At 61.9% G+C, this 20,099-nt stretch carries 12 protein-coding genes; 3 read left to right on the top strand and 9 right to left on the bottom strand.

What is annotated here, in order from left to right; translation table 11 throughout:
* Positions 1 to 112: 112 nt before the first annotated feature.
* Both BM222_RS04160 and BM222_RS04155 read left to right on the top strand, forming a co-directional pair.
* A complete protein-coding gene (locus tag BM222_RS04160) occupies positions 113 to 988 on the top strand; it encodes a LysR family transcriptional regulator (protein WP_092227005.1) in 876 nt (291 codons plus the stop codon).
* 350 nt (positions 989 to 1,338) lie between these two features.
* Complete coding sequence (locus tag BM222_RS04155) at positions 1,339 to 7,224, top strand: AAA family ATPase (protein WP_092227004.1); 5,886 nt, start codon at positions 1,339 to 1,341, stop codon at positions 7,222 to 7,224.
* Here BM222_RS04155 and BM222_RS04150 read toward each other — a convergent pair.
* The 9 genes from BM222_RS04150 to BM222_RS04110 form a co-directional block, all read right to left on the bottom strand.
* Positions 7,218 to 8,678, bottom strand: coding sequence for an aldehyde dehydrogenase family protein (locus BM222_RS04150; RefSeq protein WP_092227003.1), 1,461 nt, complete (start codon positions 8,676 to 8,678; stop codon positions 7,218 to 7,220). The genes BM222_RS04155 and BM222_RS04150 overlap by 7 nt on opposite strands.
* 76 nt (positions 8,679 to 8,754) lie before the next feature.
* Positions 8,755 to 9,924, bottom strand: a complete 1,170-nt coding sequence (locus BM222_RS04145) for an alanine racemase (protein WP_092227283.1) — start codon at positions 9,922 to 9,924, stop codon at positions 8,755 to 8,757.
* A 26-nt stretch (positions 9,925 to 9,950) separates the two neighbouring features.
* Entirely contained in the window at positions 9,951 to 10,910 is a 960-nt protein-coding gene (locus BM222_RS04140) for a GNAT family N-acetyltransferase (RefSeq protein WP_349509844.1), read from the bottom strand.
* Positions 10,911 to 11,089: 179 nt separating this feature from the next.
* On the bottom strand, positions 11,090 to 11,281 hold the full coding sequence (locus BM222_RS04135; RefSeq protein WP_244547006.1) for a hypothetical protein: 192 nt from the start codon (positions 11,279 to 11,281) through the stop codon (positions 11,090 to 11,092).
* A 65-nt stretch (positions 11,282 to 11,346) separates the two neighbouring features.
* Complete coding sequence (locus BM222_RS04130; protein ID WP_092227002.1) at positions 11,347 to 12,657, bottom strand: NAD(P)/FAD-dependent oxidoreductase; 1,311 nt, start codon at positions 12,655 to 12,657, stop codon at positions 11,347 to 11,349.
* Positions 12,658 to 12,710: 53 nt separating this feature from the next.
* Positions 12,711 to 13,589: an ABC transporter permease gene (locus BM222_RS04125; protein ID WP_092227001.1), complete on the bottom strand. Its 879-nt coding sequence runs from the start codon at positions 13,587 to 13,589 to the stop codon at positions 12,711 to 12,713.
* A 41-nt stretch (positions 13,590 to 13,630) separates the two neighbouring features.
* Positions 13,631 to 14,581 (bottom strand): ABC transporter permease, encoded by a 951-nt coding sequence (locus tag BM222_RS04120; RefSeq protein WP_092227000.1) that lies wholly within the window; start codon positions 14,579 to 14,581, stop codon positions 13,631 to 13,633.
* Between the two features lie 73 nt (positions 14,582 to 14,654).
* Positions 14,655 to 16,319, bottom strand: coding sequence for a peptide ABC transporter substrate-binding protein (locus BM222_RS04115; RefSeq protein ID WP_092226999.1), 1,665 nt, complete (start codon positions 16,317 to 16,319; stop codon positions 14,655 to 14,657).
* A gap of 9 nt (positions 16,320 to 16,328) precedes the next feature.
* Positions 16,329 to 18,017, bottom strand: coding sequence for an ABC transporter ATP-binding protein (locus BM222_RS04110; protein WP_092226998.1), 1,689 nt, complete (start codon positions 18,015 to 18,017; stop codon positions 16,329 to 16,331).
* Positions 18,018 to 18,700: 683 nt separating this feature from the next.
* On the opposite strand from BM222_RS04110, the gene BM222_RS04105 reads away from it, so the two are divergent.
* Complete coding sequence (locus tag BM222_RS04105) at positions 18,701 to 20,026, top strand: NAD(P)/FAD-dependent oxidoreductase (RefSeq protein ID WP_092226997.1); 1,326 nt, start codon at positions 18,701 to 18,703, stop codon at positions 20,024 to 20,026.
* Positions 20,027 to 20,099 lie beyond the last annotated feature (73 nt).

The following is a 20,099-nucleotide window of genomic DNA, read 5'->3' as shown; positions in this document are numbered from 1 at the left end:
GGCGAGAATGGCAATTGTGCATGGACGATCGGTTCGCATGGATCAATCATGCCAAATCGACGTAGCATGAAAAGCGATAGTTTTGTGCCTTATCGGTGATAATGGATCACCAATGAAGCGGTCCGAAATACCATCATTGGACGATCTGCGTGCGTTCGAGACCGCAGCGCGGCTGGGGTCCGTCCGCTCCGCCGCCGACAGCCTTGCCTTGACCCACGGAGCTGTGAGCCGCCGGATCACCAAGCTGTCCGACGACCTTGGATTCAAACTGTTCGAAAAAAGCGGACGTGGCTTGCGCCTTACTGCTGCTGGGGAGGTGCTCAACGTGACCGTCAGCCGCTTCTTCACCGAGCTGGCGACGACTGTCGAGAACCTGCGTGCGGCCAGCGCTCAGCAGAATGCTCTCGTTCTGTCTTGCGAGCCGTCAGTCGCGATGCGCTGGCTCATTCCGAGGCTTGCCAGCTTTGAGGCCGCCCACCCCGATGTCGCCCTGCATCTGTCAGTCGGCGGCGGACCGGTGGAGTTTCGCCGCGACCGGGTCGATCTTGCCATTCGTCGGCTCGACTTTGCGCTCCCAGAGGCCTGGCATGTCCGGCGCCTTTTTCCTGAAAAGGTAGGACCGGTCATGAGCCCCCAACTCGCGCCGGCATTTGAATCGGGGGAGTACATCGCCCTCGGTTCAAAGACCCGGCCGGACGCTTGGTCGCGATGGCTTTCCACCCATCCATCCGTGCGGCGTCCCAGGGAGATTCGCTTCTACGACCACCACTTCCTGATCGTTGAAGCCGCAACAGCGGGGTTGGGAGTTGCCCTCAGTCCATGGGTCCTTGCTACCGACGACATCGATAAAGGGCGGCTCATCGCCCCTGCCGGTTTCGATGCCGACGAAAGCCACTACGGGCTCATCTGGACAGGAGAACCTGAACTGTCAGGGGCAGCACACGGCCTTGCTTTGTGGTTGCAAGATCAGTGCAAGCGTTTCATTTGAAAGTGCGGTGGCATCGGGGTTGATAACCGCCGCAGTTCGCACCGGCGCGGGTTCGGCACGACGTTGCGTTGAAGATGCGCAGGACCAGGCGATGTGCTGTCAGCGGCTCACGCGCATGGCGTGAACGACCCTATTCCGGTAGCGCCAAACCGGCATAAACCAATGATTGTGAGCCAACCTCTGCCGACGATCCGCGACGCTTCTTCGACCTGCATTGGCCGGCGCCGCAGCTTACGCTGGGCACATCCCCGCGTTTGTGGCAGAATCGGCGCTTAGGACAGTACCTCCTCACCCGGGCGTTGGGTCACTTGGAGGGCTTCCAGTTGAACCCTTCGTTTCCGGTTCGACGCATGGACAACAGGTTCCAAGTGCTATGGGAGGACGATGACCGCATCTTTTGCCGGGCATTGCGCCCGGATTCGGATAACGGCTGCAGAGCTGTGTTGGCGGTATTTCCCAAGGTGAAGCACGCTTCATCCGGCATCCTCGATCGGCTCGCTCACGAGTTCGCACTGAAGGATCTGCTGGACGGCGGATGGGCCCTGCGGCCGCTTGGGCTGGAGTACTCCGGAGGTCATCCAGTTCTGCTGCTCGAGTATCCTGGCGGCCAGCCGCTCGAGCGGTTGCTTGGCGCTCCCATGGACGTCGGACGCTTCTTGCGACTGGCGATCGGCATCGTGAAAGCCATGAACAAGGTGCATCAGTGCGGCCTTATTCACAAGGACATCAAACCGGCGCATATTCTGGTGAATTGCGAGGATGAAGCGATCCGGTTCACCGGCTTCGGTACAGCCTCACGCCTGGTCCGGGAGCGACGCTCGCCCGGGCCGCCCGAGTTCATCGTGGGCACGCTCCCCTACATGGCGCCCGAACAGACCGGGTGGATGAACCGCTCGATCGATTTCCGCAGCGATCTCTACTCGCTCGGTGTGACGCTCTATCAAATGCTGACCGGCTCGTTGCCGTTCACTGCGGCACATTCAATGGAGTGGGTGCATTGCCATATTGCGAGAAAGCCGGTGCCGCCAAGCGAGCGGGTGAGCACTGTGCCGGCCCCAATCTCAGCCATAGTCCTCAAGCTGCTCGCCAAGTCCGCCGAGCAACGCTATCAGAGCGCGTCAGGCCTCGAGCATGATCTACGCCGCTGCCTGAGTGAATGGGAAACCGGACGCCGCGTAGAAGAGTTTGCACTCGGGCAGTACGACACGCCCGACCGGTTGCTGATCCCCGAAAAGCTGTACGGAAGAGGCTGCGAGATTGAAACCTTGCTGGCGGCCTTTGAGCGCATGATTAAGAGCGGCGCACCGGAATTGGTGCTGGTTTCCGGCTATTCCGGCGCCGGCAAGTCCTCGGTGGTCAATGAGCTCCATCATCGGCTAATTCCATCGCATGGACTGTTCGCATCGGGCAAGTTCGATCAGTACAAACGCGACATTCCGTATTCCACGCTGGTCGAGGCCTTTCGGAGCCTCGTGCGGTCTCTTCTGAGCAAGAATGACGCCGAACTAACGAGGTGGCGCCAAGCCCTTCAAGATGCGCTGGGCGCAAACGGACGGCTCGTTGCCGACCTGATCCCTGAATTGCGGCTGATCATGGGAGAGCAGCCGCCCGTTGCTGAGTTGCCCCCGCGGCAGGCACAAAACCGCTTCCATCTCGTGCTCCGGCGCTTCATAGGGGTGTTCGCACGATCCGAGCATCCATTGGCGCTGTTCCTCGACGATCTGCAGTGGCTCGACGCTGCTACGTTGGACCTGCTTGAGGACCTGTTGACCCGGTCCGATCTGCAATACCTGATGCTGATCGGCGCCTATCGCGACAACGAAGTCACCGCCGCTCATCCATTGCGGCGGAGGCTTGAAGCCATAAGGAACGCTGGCGCAAACGTGCAGCAGATCATCCTTGCGCCGCTCGCCAGCGAACACATTTCGCAATTGATTTCAGATGCTCTTCACTGCGACTTGAAGCGTGCCGCGCCGCTCGCCCAGCTGATCCACGATAAAACGGCTGGCAACCCATTCTTCGTCATTCAGTTCCTCCGCGCACTTGCCGAAGAGGGACTGGTCCGATTCGATCATGACGCAGGGTGCTGGTGCTGGGATCTGGATCGCATTCACCTCAAGGGTCATACCGACAATGTCGTGGACCTGATGATCGAGAAGCTGAGCCGCCTGCCGGCTGGCACACTGAATACGCTGCAGCAGCTGGCCTGTCTCGGCAACGTCGCCGAGAGTACGACACTCTCGATCGTGCTCGGGCGCTCCGATCCGCAGGTTCATTCCGACCTGTGGGAGGCCGTTCGCCAGGAATTGGTCGAGCACCAGACGGGAGCCTACAGGTTTGTGCACGACCGCGTGCAGGAAGCCGCCTATTCGCTGATCGCGGATGATGAACGCGCGGCGGTCCATCTGCGAATTGGCCGCCGACTTCTGGCGCAGACTCTGCAGGAGGAGCGTGAGAAGGCCATCTTCGAGATCGTCAACCAACTCAACCGCGGCGAGACCTTGATGACCTCGCGAGATGAACGCGAGCAGCTGGCCGAGCTCAATCTGCTCGCAGGCAAACGCGCCAAACGCTCGACCGCTTACGCGCCGGCGCTGAAATATCTGGTCGACGGAGCAAGCCTGCTGCCGGAAGACTGCTGGAAGCAACAACACGAACTCGCCTTTGCGCTCAACCTGCTTCGCGCCGAATGCGAATTCCTCACTGGCGCGTTGGCGGCAGCGGAGCAGCGGCTTGCGATGCTGGCGCATCGCGCCGCAAACCTGGTCGATCTCGCAGCGATCACCTGTGTGCGCGTGCCGCTCTACATGACGATGGCTCAGAGCGACCGCGCCGTCGATGTGGGCCTCGAATATCTGAAGCACGTTGGCATCTCGTGGTCGCCGCATCCGAGGGACGAGGAGGTCCGGGGCGAATTCGAAGAGATGTGGCGGCGGCTCGGAAGCCGGCCGATCGAAGCGCTCATCGCTTTGCCGGCGATGAGTGATGGGACATGGTGTGCGACCATGGACGTGCTCGCAGAGCTGCTGCCATCGGCCCTGTTCACCGATACCAATCTGCACTGCCTTGTCATTGCCCGCATGGCCAACGTGAGTCTCGAACATGGCAATCGCGGTGCGTCATGTTTCGCCTATGTCTGGCTCGGAATGCTGCTGGGGCCCCGGTTCGGTGATTATCAGTCGGGATTTCGCTTCGGCCAACTCGGCGTGGATTTGGTGGAGAACGGTGGGCTCCTTGGCTTCAAAGCGCGTGTCTACCTGGGTTTCGGGCACGTTGTTGCCTGGACGCGGCACGTCCGCACGGCCATTCCCCTGGTGCGGACCGCGCTCGAGGCCGCGCAGGAAACAGGCGATGTGAGCTTTGCGAACATTGCGCGCGGCGCTTTGATCACAGACCTTCTCGCAAGCGGTGAACCGCTGGTGGAGATCCAGAATGAAGCGGAAGCCGCGCTCGAATTCGCGCAAAAAGCTCAGTTCTGGCTCGTCGTCGATGTGATCAGGGCGCAGCTCGGGCTGATCCGCACGCTGCGCGGACTGACACCGGAGTTTGGCTGCTTCAGCGACGCCGAATTCGACGAGCGCCGATTTGAAGAGCATCTCTCGGGCGACCCGCGGCTGGCATACGCGGCTTGGCGCTATTGGATCCGCAAGCTGCAAGCGCGTTACTACGCCGCCGACTATGCATCCGCCATCGAGGCAGCAGCTCAGGCGGAGCGGCTTGTATCTCCGTCATTTCTCGCATATTTCGAGATTGCGGAGTACAATTTCTATCGCGCGCTGACGCTTGCGGCTTTCTTGGACACGGTTCAAGCCGACGAGCGCTCGCATTATCTCCAGCTGCTGTCCGAGCACAAAAAACAACTCGATAGCTGGGCGCATGGCTGTCCAGAGAACTTCGAAAGCCGAGCGCTGCTCGTGCAAGCCGAAATAGTACGCATCGAATGCCGCGACCTTGACGCCATGCGTCTTTACGACCGCGCCATCCGTTCGGCCCGCGAGAACGGTTTCGTGCAGGATGAAGCGCTGGCCAGCGAACTTGCTGCGCGCTTCTACGCGGCGCGAGGATTCGAAACCATCGCGCATGCCTATTTGCGGGACGCCCGCTACGGCTATCAACGCTGGCGAGCCGACGGCAAGGTGAGGCAGCTCGAGCGTATGTACCCGTACCTGAGGGAGGAGAGATCGGAGACCGGCCCGATGAGCACAATCGGGGAGCCGGTCGAGCACCTCGACCTAGCCACCGTCATCAAGGTGTCTGAAGCGGTGTCGGGCGAGATGGTGCTGGAGAAGCTCGTCGACACTCTCATGCGCACGGCCATTGAACAAGCTGGTGCTGACCGAGGTCTGTTGATTCTGTCGCACGACACCGAGCCGCGCATCGAGGCGGAAGCTACGACCCACGGCGACAGAGTCATCGTCGAACTGCGAGAGACACGCGTGACCGCGGACCTGCTTCCGGAATCCGTTCTTCACTACGTCCTGCGAGCTAGAGAATGTGCCGTTCTCGACGATGCCGCCGTCGAGCCTTCGTTTGCCACGGACCCCTACGTCAATCAGCTCAAGGCCCGTTCCATTCTCGGCCTGCCCTTGATCAACCATGGCAAGCTCATTGGCGCACTCTACCTTGAGAATTCGTTGACGCCCCACGTTTTTGCACCGGCGCGAATTGCGGTGCTGAAGCTGCTCGCCTCCCAGGCTGCAATCGCGCTGGAAAATGCCACGCTGTACCGCGATGTGAGGGAGCGCGAAGCGAAAATTCGACGTCTTGTCGACGCCAACATCATCGGAATCGTCATCTGGGAGCTCGAAGGTAAGATTCTGGAGGCCAATGACGCGTTTCTGCGCATCGTGGGGTACGACCGTGAGGATCTCGTCTCTGGCCGCCTGCTCTGGACCGCCCTGACGCCGCCGGAATGGCTCGACCGCCACGAACGATGGTGGATCCCGGAACTCAAGAAGATGGGGAGCGTCCAACCGTTCGAGAAAGAGTACTTCCGTAAGGACGGAAGCCGCGTGCCGGTCTTGATCGGAATGGCTGCGTTCGATGAGCAACGGGACCAAGGTGTCTCCTTTGTCGTCGACCTGACCGAGCGTAAACGGTCCGACGAGGCTCTGCGGGAGAGCGAAGAGCGGTTTCGTACTCTCGTGCAGTTCTCTTTCGACGTGTACTGGGAATCAGATGCGAACCATCGCTTCATCCGCCAGGAGTTCGCCGAAACCGTTGCTGACGCTCCCGGCTCGGGTTCTGAACTTGGTAAAACGCGCTGGGAGGTGCCCTACTTGGAGCCCGACGAGGAGGCTTGGCGCAAGCATCGGGAGACGCTCGATGCGCATCTGCCGTTCCGTGATTTCGAACTCGCGCGCCCTACGGCCGACGGCCGCAAGCGCTACGTCTCCGTCTCCGGGATGCCGGTTTTCGACAAGTCCGGCCGGTTCATCGGTTATCGCGGCGTGGGACGGCACATCACCGAACAGAAGCGCGCCACGGAGGCCCTGCGCGAGATGCAGAGGGAGTTGGCGCATGCCAACCGGCTCGCCACCATGGGCGAACTCACGGCCTCGATTGCCCACGAGGTAAGCCAGCCGGTCGCCGCGGCATCCATGAATGCCGGTGCGGCCGCCCGATTCCTTGACAGAGATCCACCCGATCTCGGGAGGGTCAGGCAATCACTGGAGTGGGTCATCAACGATACTGCCCTGGCCGGCAACATCATCCAGCGAATTCGTGATCACATCAAAAAAGCACCGCCCCGGAAGGATAATCTGGACATCAACGACGCCATCCGGGACGTGATTGAGCTTACCCGCGGCGAAGCGATGAAAAACGGCGTCTCGGTGCAGACGGAACTTGCAGAGAGCTTGCCGCGTATCGAGGGCGATCGCGTCCAATTGCAGCAAGTGGTCCTTAATCTGATCGTCAATGCTGTCCAGGCAATGGGCACGGTCGCGGACGACGCCAGAAGGGTGCTTATCACCACCGGCTGGGTCGCGCCTGATCGTGTTCTTGTCGAGGTGCAGGATTCGGGACCGGGGTTGGCACCGGAGAATCTCGAGCACGTCTTTACCCCCTTCTACACGACGAAGGCGGGCGGACTCGGGGTGGGACTGTCCATCTGCCGTTCGATTATCGAAGCTCATGCCGGGCACTTGTGGGTGACCCCTAACCTGCCCCGCGGCGCAATTTTTCACTTCACCGTGCCGGTCCGTCCCGCAGACGAGATGGCGTCAGATCAGTAGAATCCAAGGACAGCCTTCGTCTCGATATATTCGTCTATGCCTTCGCGGCCGTATTCCCGGCCGTTGCCGGAGCGCTTGTATCCGCCAAAGGGTGCGTTGGGGTCCCAGTCGGGATGGTTGAGATGAACTTGACCAGACCGGATCTGACGGGCGACTGCCCGCACCGTCTCCATATCGGTGCCTTGCACGTGAGCGCCGAGGCCATAGACCGTGTCGTTGGCGATCGCGATCGCCTCCTCCACCGTATCGTAAGGAATGATCGACAACACCGGGCCGAAGATCTCCTCCTGCGCGATCCGCATGTCGCGACGGACGTTCGAGAAGATGGTCGGCCGCCCATAGAAGCCAATCTGAAGGTCGCCGGGCCGCCCGGGCCCGCCGATGACAAGCTTGGCGCCTTCCTCCAGGCCGACACTGATCATGGTCTGCACGCGCTCGAACTGCGGCCGGTTGGCGATCGGGCCATGAGTCGTGCTTTCCGCAAGGGGATCGCCGACCACCAGTTCTGAACCCGCCGCTGCCGCCAAGGTCTCGACCTCTTCCATGTGTGAGCGAGGCACGAGCATGCGCGTCGGTGCGCTGCAGGATTGACCGAGATTGCGGAACGCGGCGACGACGCCGAGCGAAACAGCCCGGCTGAGATCGGCGTCCGGCAAGATGATATTCGGCGACTTGCCGCCGAGCTCCTGGGCAACGCGCTTGACGGTCGGCGCTGCCGCTTGCGCGACGAGAACCCCGGCGCGCGTCGAGCCGGTGATCGAGATCATGTCCACCTGCGGATGCGACGCCAGACCGGCCCCTACGATTGGACCAGTGCCGTTGACGAGATTGAAGACGCCGGGAGGGCAACCGGCGTCGTTCATCACCTCGGCGAACAGCAAGGCGCTCAGCGGCGACAATTCACTCGGTTTCAACACCACGGTGCAGCCGGCTGCGATCGCCGCACCCACCTTGGCGGTGATCTGATAAAGCGGCCAGTTCCATGGCGTGATGAGGCCGCAGACGCCAATTGCCTCACGCATGATCGCGGTGCTCCCGCGCGCGGCGATGAAGGGATAAATCGCGAGATTGTCGCGGGCGACGCGGATATGTTCGGCGGCCAGCGGCACCTGCGCGCGGCGCGCGTAGGTGATAGCGGCTCCCATCTCGGCCGTGAGGGCCTGCGCGAACAGCTCCAGGCGCTCAAGGAGCAAGGCATGAATCCGGTCGAGCAGCAACGCTCTCACCGCCGGCTGCGTCATGGACCAACCGGCGAAGGCTCGTCTGGCGGCCGCGACGGCGCAATCCACATCATCATCATCGCCGAGGGCGACGTCAGCGATCGGCCGCTCAGTCGCCGGATTGACGACAGTTGCTGCTGCCGTCACTGATCCGATCGGCTTCCGCCATTTTCCGTCGATGTAGAATTTTCCGAGGAAGCCGGCTTCCGTCAGGTGTCGAAGGGGCGAGGTCATTGGAAGCGATCCTTGATCCGGTAATGGGCGCCGATCAGCGGCGGGAACCAGAAGGGCTGGGAATGGCCGGTCAGCCCTACCAGCCACGCATCCTCGGCCATCGGGCGTGAATCGCGTCGCTGCCGGCGGAGACGACGTTGTACACTTCATGTTGCGACGCCGTCGCACAGGCGTGATTGGGGAGAATCCTGATCTTCGCGCCGATCGGAAGATCGGGCAAAGCGTGCGCCGACCCGGGCCTGATGGCGAGAATCCCGTGCTCCTGGTTCGCTTGCGAGACGATCAGGTCGGGATAGACCTTGCCGGCCACGTCGGAGACCAGACCATATCCCTGGTCAACCCGCTGCGCCGCAGTGCCGCGGTCGCGCGAGAGCGCCATCCACCCCGCATCGACAAAAATCCAGCCCTTCTCGGGCTTCGTGCCGATCACGGTGGTGAGCACCGAGATGGCGATGTCGTCGGTCGTGCAGACACCGACGCCTTGCATGACGAGATCGAAGAACATGTAGACGCCGGCGCGCATCTCAGTGACGCCGGTCAGATCATCGGCGAAATGTGCGGTCGGCGTCGAGCCGACGCTGACGACAGGACATTCATCGCCGGCCGCCCGCAAGGCCTCCGCCGCCGCGACCGCCACCGCCCTCTCGTTCTCCGCGGCGCCAACGAGAGCCTCGCGCGTGAAGAGGCTGTAGGACTCGCCGGCATGGGTGAGGATCCCGGCGAGCCTGACTCCGGCCTCGCCCAGCGCGGCCGCGACTGCAATCAGCTTCGGATCGCTGGCGGTCAGCCCGCCGCGGTGACCATCGCAGTCGATCTCGATGAACGCGGACGGTGTCACGCCAGCGGCACGACCGGCGGCGCCAAGCAGTCTCGCCTGCTCCGTCGAATCGAGCAGCACCTTGAGGTCGACGCCTGCTTTCCGCAGACGCATCGCTCTTTCGGCTGTGTGGGGTGCCAGACCCACGGCATAAGTCATGTCGCGAAAACCGTGCCGCGCGAAGTACTCGGCTTCCGCCAGGGTGGAGACGGTGATCGGCCCCGATCCGGCCGGACAGGCCCGTCGGGCCACATCGATGGATTTCGCGGTTTTCATGTGGGGACGCAGCACGACGCCCCGCTCCGCCATGCGCGAGGACAGGCGGCCGAGATTGCGATCGAGCCGATGCTTGTCGAGCAGGAGAGCCGGCGTGGCCAGCTCGCCGAGCGTTGCAGCCGCCTCCCCGTCCTGGTGATCCGTCCCGCTCATCTCCTCGCGTGGCACGTCGTTGTCTCCTAGCCGAAAGACTGATTGGGAATCGCAAACACGCGCGCCGGCCCGCGCGATGACGCCGGCGTGCCCAGCACCATGGTGGTGGCATCGCCGACCCGCTCGAGGCCAATGCCTTGAAGCCATTCCCCCAGTTGCGACGTGGCAGAGGTGTCGATGCGGACGAAAACACTGCCGAGCCGCGCGAGCGCAGCCTCGATCAGCGCCCGTGCGTCGGTCGCAGTTTCGGCGACGACAGGCCCGATGACATGACCGCGGCCGAAAAGCCGGCAGACGGCATAGCCGCGGACCATGCCGTTACGCTGCAGGACATAGCCATCACCGTTTTGCAGCAGCTTTTCGAGCATCTGTCGTCTCTCCAAGCCGGTAGCGTCGCGATCGAGTCGCATGATCGCCACGAAATCCGATGCAGTCATTGCCCTGACGAGCCCCGGCGGCGGCTCATGGCGCTCTCTGGGAATTCCCTGATGCTGGTGGATGACCCCGATCGGCACAAAACCGCGACGCCGGTAAAGCATGATGCCTTCGGCTGTCGAATTCAACGCGATAGACCGTGAATACGCGGAGGTCAGCAACGCATCCATGAGCCGGGCCCCATAGCGGCGGCCCTGAGCGTCCTTCGCAACGATGATCATTCCGGCGGAAGCATGCGTCTCGCCGTACGGCCACCAGGCTGCCGTCCCGATCACCGTCCCAGCGCGCTCCAAAACGAAGCCTTGGCCCAACTGCAGCGCGACATCCCAATCTTCGAGCCGATAAGGCCAGGACATCTCCTGTGAGAGCTTCAAGGCGCCTTCCAGATGTGATGTCGCGAAAGGGACGAGGACCACGTCTTCAGCGACACGATCTTCAGCCTGGTAAGCCGCGGTTTTCATGATCAATAAACGTCTCGTTCGCGGTTGCCCGGGGCGAGGGCAATCTGATGATCCCGCATGGCCTGCAGCGTACCTTGCGTCCGACAGCATTGCGCAATCAGACTGGAGCAAAGTTCGGCATAGAATTTCATCGATGATGCCTTGGAGCGGCCAATCTGCTGCTAGCAGAACGCCGATCACGTACTCAGCCCTGGAGGTAAAATCCCGTCTCCAGCTTTCGCAGCGGCGCAATATCAGGGCTTCGGGAAATCGCCGGCGTATAAGTCTTTTCACAAATTGCCTTCAGGTCGGCTGGCGGAATATCGTCGACATAGAGCGACAGGATTTCGAAAGCCAGGAGTGGATTCCACGCGCGGGTAGCTCTCAGGAACGTAGAGCCCGCCATCCTGCGCGAGCCCTTCGCGCAATATCTCGCAGAACTGCTTGCGACCCGAATGACCGCGTGTGGAGACGTAGTGCATCGACTCTCTTCTTGGGCGCGCGCGCCGGCGGCCGTGCCGCTAATTGGATGCCGTGCTGTCAGCCGTCAACGGCTGGCGCGCCACAGCGCGATCCGATCACGCATGCGATAGGTCTGGATGAAGGCAGGCATGAACCAGGGATTGCCTCGATAGAACGGGATGAAAGCCGGCGGCCGGAAGTCAAAGGCCGTGCGCGCCTGCTCGTCGTTTCCCATGAGCTTGTGGGCCGCATGCATGCCGATCCATGGCGCCCAGACGACGCCCGAACCGCAGAAGCCGGTTGCATAGACGATGCCATCCTTCTGGAAGATGCGCGGAAGCATGTCGCGGTTCATCGCCACATTGCCGAACCAGCTGTGCGACAGGCGGACAGCTTCCAGCTCCGGAAACAGATTGATCAGGCCCTTGCGGAGTAGCAGCTTCGGAGCCACTGGATCGCCGACGCGAGAGCTATCGCGTCCACCGAGCAGAATTCGTTTGCCATCGGGCGAAGGGCGATAATAGAAGCCGACCTCCCGGTTCTCGGTGATCATCATCCGTTTCGGCATCAGCCGCGCCATGACTTCGGGCGCAAGCTCCTCGGTCGCAATGATCCGGCTGCGAACCGGGACCAGCCTGCGGCGCAGGAAGGGCACGGCACCATCCGTGTAACCGTTGGTACAAACCAGCACCTGACGCGCCTGTACCTGACCGGCCGCGGTGACGACGCGAAATCCGGCGTCATCTCTTTCTATTGAGACGACCGATGTCCGCGTGTGGACCGTCAAGCCCGAGGCGAGCGCGACGCGCAGCAGCTCGGCATGGAACTTCGCCGGTTGCAATCCGCCGATGTCCATTCGAACCGTGCCGCCGCGATAGACATCGGTGCCGATATACTTGCGCTGCTCGACATACGGAACGGCATAAGCCTCGATCTTCAGTTTGTTCGCGAGCCTTTCTGCGGTACGCGCCATGGCCTCGTATTGTTCAAATCCGAAGGCGCCTTTGAACTGTCCCACCGGCTGGAAGTCGCATGCGATCCCTTCCGTCTTGATGAACTCGTAGAGGAACTCGCGTGCAGCCTTGCCTTCTGCTTCGATCGCCAGCGCCTTCTCTTCACCAAAGCGCCGCGAGAGTGTCGCGTAATCCGGACGAATGCTTCCGCTGGTGATCCCACCATTGCGCGTGGAAGCCCCTTCTCCGGGATCCATTGCATCGAAAGCTGCAACTGATCGTCCCTCGCGCGCCAATACCAGGCCGGCCGAAAGTCCGGCGTAGCCAGCGCCCACAATCAGTACGTCGAGCTTTCTGGGCAATGGTTGCCGAGCCAGCGGCTTCAGCGGGGCGGCTTCCCACCAATAGGGCGTCGCCTTCTCGGCAATTCTGGGCGCGTGCATGGCGTGTGGTTCTCTGATCTCTCTATGTCCGGCCGCGACGTGGCTCACATTGGTCAAAAATTGTCGTTTCGAACGTCGAGAGCATCTCGCAGCCCATCGCCGATGAAGTTGAAGCTCGTCACGGCAATCGTGATCGCGGCACCGGGAATGATGGCGAGCCACGGAGCACTGGCCAGATATTGCTGGGCGCCATTGAGCATATTGCCCCAGCTCGGCAGCGGCGGCTGGATGCCGTAGCCGAGAAAGCTGATATAGGCCTCCAGAAGGATCGCGCGCGCGACGGCCAGACTTGCGGCGACGATGATGGGCCCCATGGCATTGGGGAGGATCTCGCGGAACATGATGTGCGCCCTGCTAAGCCCGACCATGCGCGCAGCCTGGACGAACTCGCGCTCGCGCAGCGAACGGACCTCAGCCTCGACGATTCGCGCGGTCTCCATCCAGCTCGTGACGGCAATGATCACGGTGATCATCACCGGGTTCGGCCGCAGCGTTGCGGCCAACGCCAGGACGAGGAAGATCGAGGGATAGGACAGGAAGCCATCCACCGTCCGCATCAGTGCCGCCCCGATCCAGCCTCCGCGATAGCCGGCCGTCACGCCGACGAGCGTACCGATCAACGTCGACAGCAACATCGCGGAGAATCCCACCGCCAGCGAGACGCGGCCGGCCATCAACAGCCGCACGGCGAGGTCACGCCCCAAGGGATCCGTGCCCAAGTAATGGTTGCCTGCCAGGGGCGGAGCAAAGCGGGCGCGCAGGTCGATGTGGAGCGAATCGTAAGGCAAGGCATAGGGACCGATGGCGCACGCCAGCACAAGCAGCGTGATCATCGCGATTCCCAGGAGTGCCAGATGGTGACGCATGAAGCGGTTAACAGCACGGCTGTGCCACCAGCGGGTCGGAGCTGCGTGCGCGACGATGGTGGTCATATTGACTGGCTCCTCTTATCTGGCGTGAGTCCGCAAGGTGCTCAGGCCAGGCGAATGCGCGGATCGACGGTGGCGATCACGATGTCTGCGATCAGGTTGCCCAACAGGACGAGCATGGCCGAGAAGATCAACAGCCCCATCACGACCGGATAGTCGCTGTAGCCGAGGCTGTCGAGAAACAGCCGCCCCATGCCCGGCCAGGTGAACACGGTCTCCGTGACCAGCGCCCCGGTGAGAATGCTGGGCAGCTGCATCCCTGCCAGCGTGATCATCGGCAGCAGCGCATTGCCGACGACATGCTTCAGCAGGATGCGCCGCTCGCTCACGCCCTTGGCTCGCGCCGTCTTGACGAAATCCTGACTGAGCGCATCGAGTGTCGCCGTGCGCATATAGCGGCTCCAGATCGCGACATGAACGAGCGACAGCACCAGGCTCGGCAAGATCAGGTGATGCAGATAGTCCGGCACCGAGCCGTCGCCGATCGTGTACATGTTGCCTGCGGGTACCCAGCCCAGCTTCAGCGTGAAGATGTAGATGCCGATCAGGCCGAACCAGAAGGTCGGGACCGACAGCGCCACCATCGCGCCGACCGTCGCGCAGTAGTCGAACAGGGAATAGCGGTGGGTGGCGCCACGGATTCCGATCCACGTGCCGGCCGCGATTGCCAATGCAGTGGATGTGCCCATCAGCAGCAGCGTCGCCAGGAGATGTCGGCCAATCACCGCCAGCACCGAAGAGCCGTCACGGAAAGAGTGGCCCCAGTCGCCCCGTACCAGTCGCCAAGCCCAGTCGAGATACTGAATCCACAGCGGCCGGTCCAGCCCCAGCTGAGCTGTCAGTCGCTGCACGTCCTGCTGGGACATGCCGGGATCGAGTCCGAATTGCGCAAGAGGACCACCCGGCATGAGGTTCAGAACCGTGAAACCGATGATCGAGACGATCACCAGCAGCACGATGCTCTGCACGAGACGATTGAGCAGGAACCCGGACATTCGAGTCACCATGTTACTGTTGCAGCATCACTCCTGCGCCGGCCTTGGCCACCGAACCCCGGCCGGCAGCACATCAGCTCGCCCAATACCAGGCCAGCGCATTCCAGGATTCGGTGCGCGTATTGCCGTTCGGCACGAAGCCGTTGATCCCCTTCTTGAGACCTTCGACCGAGTTGTTCTGATACAGCGGCAGGAATGGCAAATCGCGACGCACGAGTTCCTGTATGCGGAAGTAGATCGGGCGCCGCGTTTCCGGATCGAAGCTGCGTGCGCCCTTGTCGAGCAAAGCATCAACCTCCGGATTTGAATATTGTGCATTGTTCGAGCCGCGGCCGCCCTTCGCTGCGATCGAGCGCGAGTGCAGGCGATTCGTGACGTCCGGGTCCGCTCCGATCAGAAACGAGGAGCCCACGATCACGGAATCGAACTGCGATTGCACCCAAAAATCGCCCCACATCACGGCGGCGGGCAGGTTCGATATCTTCATCTCGATGCCCAATTGAGCAAACGTCTGCTGCAGGTACTGCTGCACCTGTTCGCGAAGGGGATCGCCCGACGTGGTCGAATTGGCAAAGGACAGGCGAACGCCGTTCTTGGCACGAATGCCGTCCGCGCCCTTTGCCCAGCCGGCCTGATCGAGGATCTTGGCCGCACGATTCAGGTCGAATTGGTGCAAGGGCAAATTGGCATTGAAGAAGAAGGACTGCCGCGGCATGAACGTCTCTGTCGGCGTAGGCACCCCGTAATAGAGGCCCTGTATGATCGCCTCCTTGTCGATCGCCGCATAGAGCGCCTCGCGAACGGCAAGCTCCTTGAACTGCGGGCGCTCCAGGTTCAGGTAGAAGGATTCGAACGAGGTCCTTGGGACGAGCGTCACCACACGGTTCGGCAGCGTCTTGGCTTCCCCATAATGATCAGGCGTGATGTAGGGCTGGCCTACGAGATCAATGTCGCCGCTCTTGAACTGGGTGTACAGAACGGTGAGGTCCGGAATGTATTTGAAGACCAGCGTCTCGATATGGGGACCTTCCCCGAAATAATCGAGGTTCGCCACGAGCTCGAGATGATCGCCGGCGATGCGCTCGCCCCACTTGAACGGACCGGTGCCGACAGGCGCCTGATTGAAAGCGGCGCTGTTCGGATTGGCCTCCTTCTCCAGGACGTGCTTCGGTACGATGAATGTTTCGGTCAGGAACGACAGATACGGCGCAAAGGGCTCTTCCATTCGCCACGAGATCTCCGTGGGCGAGATCACCTTGATGTCGCGCACCAGAGCATGACCGGCCGTGCGCCAGCTGCGGAAATTGGGATTCATGATCAGTTCGAGAGTGAACTTCACGTCCTCGGCGCTGAAAGGCTTGCCGTCGTGCCAGCGCACATCGTCACGCAAACGAATACGCCAGTTGAGGCCGTCCGGCGTAATGCCGCCGTTCTTTTGGTCCGGCACTTCCGCGGCCAGGTTGGGCTGAATGACGCCTTGCGGATCGATGCGGAACAGCGCGTCGAATACCGAGAAATGCACGCCGTCATCGACTTCAATGTGTACCATCAGCGGATTGAAGACGGTCGGCTCTTGTCCAAGCCCCACGATCACGCGGCCGCTCGGTTTCGCCGGAGAGGTGCGCGCGTGGGCAGGTTTGCCGAACAGATTTGATCCGGTAAGGCCTGCTGCTCCGGCAATCATCAACTGGAGTGCGCTACGCCGCGAATAGTTCGATGCAGTCTGAGCTTCAGTCATGACGCCTCCTCATTTGTGGCTATGTCCGGCAAGGGTCGATTGGCTTCCGGCGGAGCGGGCGCTGCTTTGCTGCGCGCCGGGGATGGCAGCGACGAGTTCGCGCGTGTAGGCGGATTTCGGGTTCAGGAAGATCTGCGACGGCGGTCCGTGCTCGACGATCTGGCCTCGATGCATGACTGCGATTTCGTCGCAAATCTGGCTGGCCACACGCAAGTCATGCGTGATGAACACCATCGATACGCCGGTCTCCCGCTGAACCTGGTCCAGCAGCTTCAAGATCTGCGCCTGGATCGATACGTCGAGCGCGGAGACCGCTTCGTCCGCTATCAGCAGCTTCGGCTTGAACATCAGCGCCCGAGCGATTCCGATGCGCTGACGTTGGCCACCCGAGAACTCGTGGGGATAGCGATCGAACGTTCCCGCATCCAGGCCGACATGGGCGAGGAGCTCTCGCGCCTGCTCACAAGCCAGCTTGTGAGGTACCCCGTGCGCAATCGGACCAACGGTCAAGATTTGCCCGACCGTTGACCGCGGATTGAGCGAGGCAAAAGGATCCTGGAAAATCATCTGGATCTTCGGCCGAAGCGGCCGAAACTCGGCTTCGGAAAGCCGGGCAATATCGCGTCCCTCGAACAGGATGGAGCCGCTGTCGCTGTCGAGGAGCTTGATCAACACTCGCCCGAGCGATGATTTGCCGGAGCCGCTTTCTCCGACGACGCCCAGGGTGCGTCCTGGCGAAAGGTCAAACGACGCGCCATTGACCGCGGGTACGATCCGCTGCCTGCCGAACAGCGCACTGCCGCTGCGATAGGTCTTGACCAGACCTTCGACCTTCAGAACGGGAGACGGGGCCGCGGCTTCCGCCGGGACGCGGTCCTTGCCCGTCAGATGCGGCACGGCCGCGATCAGGCGGCGCGTGTAGAGATGACTCGGGGATTTCAGCACCTGCTCGGCGCTCCCCTGCTCCACGCAATGTCCCTTCTCCATCACCACGACGGAATCGGCAATCTCCGCCACAACTCCGAAGTCGTGGGTAATGAACATCACGCTCATTCCCTTGCGGCGTTGAATATCGCGGATCAGATGCAGGATCTGGGCCTGGGTCGTCACGTCGAGGGCGGTGGTCGGCTCGTCCGCGATCAGGATCGTAGGCTCCAAAGCCAGAGCCATGGCGATCATCACCCGCTGTCGCTGCCCGCCCGAAAGCCGGAACGGATATTGATGATACATCAGCGGCGGATCCGGCAGGCCCACCTCGATCAGCAATTCCATGGCGCGACCACGACGGGATTTCGGCGTCCCCACACCGTGCGCCGCCATCACTTCCTCGATCTGCGCGCCCACGGTCATCAACGGATTGAGCGCGGACAGCGGGTCCTGAAAGATCATCGAGACGACACGGCCGCGGAGATCTCGTAGCCTCTCCGGCGAGCGTCCTACCAGATCCATCCCTTCCAGACGGATTGCTCCCGAGGACACGCGGATCGACCTGGGCAACAGCCCCATGATCGCGTTGGCCGTGACCGACTTGCCAGATCCGGATTCTCCTATGATGCAGAGGATCTGACCGCGCCTCAATTCGAAGGAGACGTTCTCGACCGCGTGCGCCCGCTCCATGCCCGCCGGCAAGCTCACGGTCAGGTCGCGGACCGCGAGCACCACATCTTCCGAGGCTACAGGCTGGGGAGCAGAGGTCATTTGAGCATACTCCCCTTTCAACAGCGTCCTGATATCCGGTTGCGGGTCGGCTCTTCGGCCCCGTTTGCCGCCACTACGCTCGGACAGGTCAACAACTCGTCGGTCATTCTGCCATTCTCCGCGCGATGAATCCGACATGATTCAGAGTGCTGCTCTACAGGCAAAGGCGTCGCCGAGCGCGGCCCATCAGTCGAGGGAACCGCTCGAATGAATCGAAGTCCGAGAGCCTGGCATTGGCGTCTTGCTGGATCGCTTCGGCAAAGGTCTCCTCCCAGACAAGGCTCATCAAGCGTCACCTTTTAAACTCTTGCCCGTTGATCGACATTGATCCGGTACTCACGAGTCTGGCCGCTTCAATCATCCCGGAGTCGCCGAAACGCGCCGGATAGGCAGCATGAAGTTCTAAAAACGAAGTCCGATTTGGCATTTCGGTCTGCGGCTGCCAGGGCTGCCGATGCAGGCGCAGGGCCCGAGCAAGCCTGCCGACGACGAAGGGCTGATCCGATTGCAGAGACTATCCATTGGATTCCTCACCTACGATTGGCCGTGCCCGCGAAGCAGCCCGCAACAATTGCCTGCGCCAAAAGCAGCAAACCGCAGGATATTCCGCCCGAACCTGAAACTCCGCTGCGTGTCTGCCGCACTGGTCGGATACGGTAGAGCCATATGGAGATTCCTGCCCAATGAGCGCGCCGCTCCTGCATATCGAATCCAGTCCGTCCCTGCCTCGTGAGGCGGACGTCGTCGTCATCGGCGGCGGCGTCGTGGGCGTGTTCACAAGCTACTATCTCGCGCGTCGCGGCCTCAAGGTTGCCTTGCTCGAGAAGGGCCGCGTCGCCGCCGAGCAGTCCAGCCGCAACTGGGGATGGTGCCGCCAACAGAACCGCGATGCACGCGAGCTGTCGCTTGCGACCAAGAGCCTCGATCTCTGGGAACGAGTTGCCCAGGAAACGGGTGAAGACGCCGGCTTTTGCCGCTGCGGCCTATTGTATTTGTCGAACGACGAGAATGAGCTGGCAGGCTGGGCCAAGTGGCGAGACTTCGCCAGAACCGTCGGTGTCACGACGCACATGTTGAGCTCGGAAGAGGCGAGCGGCCGGGGCAAGGCGACAGGTCGCAAGTGGAAGGGCGGCGTCTTCTCGCCGACAGACGGGACGGCGGACACTTCAAAGGCCGTCCCCATCGCCGCGCGCGCGATCATGGCGGCGGGAGGCACCGTACACCAGCTCTGCGCCGCGCGCGGCATCGAGCTCAGCGGCGGCCGGGTCAGCGGAGTGGTGACCGAAGCCGGCACGATCCGGACCAAGACAGTTGTCATGGCAGGAGGTGCGTGGGCATCGTCGTTCTGCAACCAGCTTGGAATTCGCTTTCCGCAGGCGTCCGTGCGCCAGTCCATTCTCGCCGTGGCTCCTGGCGCTGCCGGGCTGCCTGACGCCCTTCACACCGGACTCGTCTCGATCACCCGGCGTGGCAATGGCGGATACACGCTCGCTATCAGCGGGCGCGCGCGAGTTGATCCCACGCCGCAGCAATTCAGATTCGGACGCGAATTCCTGCCCATGTTCGCCCGCCGGTGGCGAAGTCTCAGCCCGGGGGCTTTCGAGGGCCTGCGGCAAGGCCACGAGACCCTGGCTAAATGGAGACTGGATGAGGTGACGCCGATGGAGCTGAACCGGACGCTCGATCCGCGCCCCGACATGAAGCAGATTCGGGCGACACATCGACGAGCTTGCGAGCTTGTGCCGGAAATCCGGGACGTCGCGATCTCGAACGTTTGGGCCGGCTACATCGACAGCACGCCAGACGGCATCCCAGCTATCGGCGAAGTTCAGTCGATTCCAGGTTTCATCCTGGCCGCGGGATTCAGCGGCCACGGCTTCGGGATCGGCCCGGGCGCGGGGCACATGATCGCCGACATCATTACGGGCAGCGCGCCAATCGTTGACCCGCGCCCCTACAGGCCGGAGCGGCTGAAAGTGAGCGCCTGGGGCAAGGTCAGCGAGTTCTAGGATCCAGTTTCCGCGCTTGGTTGGGAAAAAATGCCGATCGATGCTATGACGATGCACATGACGCTAAAGCAAA

Origin of the sequence: Bradyrhizobium sp. Gha, assembly GCF_900113735.1 — a bacterium.
In the GTDB taxonomy this organism is placed as follows: domain Bacteria; phylum Pseudomonadota; class Alphaproteobacteria; order Rhizobiales; family Xanthobacteraceae; genus Bradyrhizobium.
This window is presented reverse-complemented; position numbering and strand designations above follow the sequence as displayed.